The following is a 308-nucleotide window of genomic DNA, read 5'->3' on the forward strand; positions in this document are numbered from 1 at the left end:
CCGTCCTCAGCCCATATTGATCGATTTGGAAATCCCGAACGGCGTCGACGGGCTCAGAAAAAAAGCCCCTGACGCCGCGTTCCGACGCTCGTGTCCGCAGTTCACGATAACCGGTGGCATCCGCGCACAGGAAATCCAGATCCAGTGACCGCCGATATTCATCAAGTTTCATGACGATGGCCGTGCCCCCGCCGAACCAACATTGGGCGGCAGTCAGGAACTCGCGGTCCATCAGTCCGAGGGCTTCGGCGATGATTCTGTGTTCGGGCTTTTTGAACTCCTTCATGGTCCCAACTCGCACATTTTTC

Annotated in this window: 1 protein-coding gene; it reads right to left on the reverse strand. The window is 56.8% G+C overall.

The window, feature by feature from the left end:
• Window positions 1-286 (reverse strand): nucleotidyl transferase AbiEii/AbiGii toxin family protein (locus EN859_RS36790; protein WP_189502559.1); only part of this gene is annotated, 286 nt, incomplete at its 3' end.
• Window positions 287-308: the final 22 nt, after the last annotated feature.

The organism is Mesorhizobium sp. M00.F.Ca.ET.216.01.1.1 (assembly GCF_004010325.2).
Taxonomy (GTDB): Bacteria; Pseudomonadota; Alphaproteobacteria; order Rhizobiales; family Rhizobiaceae; genus Mesorhizobium.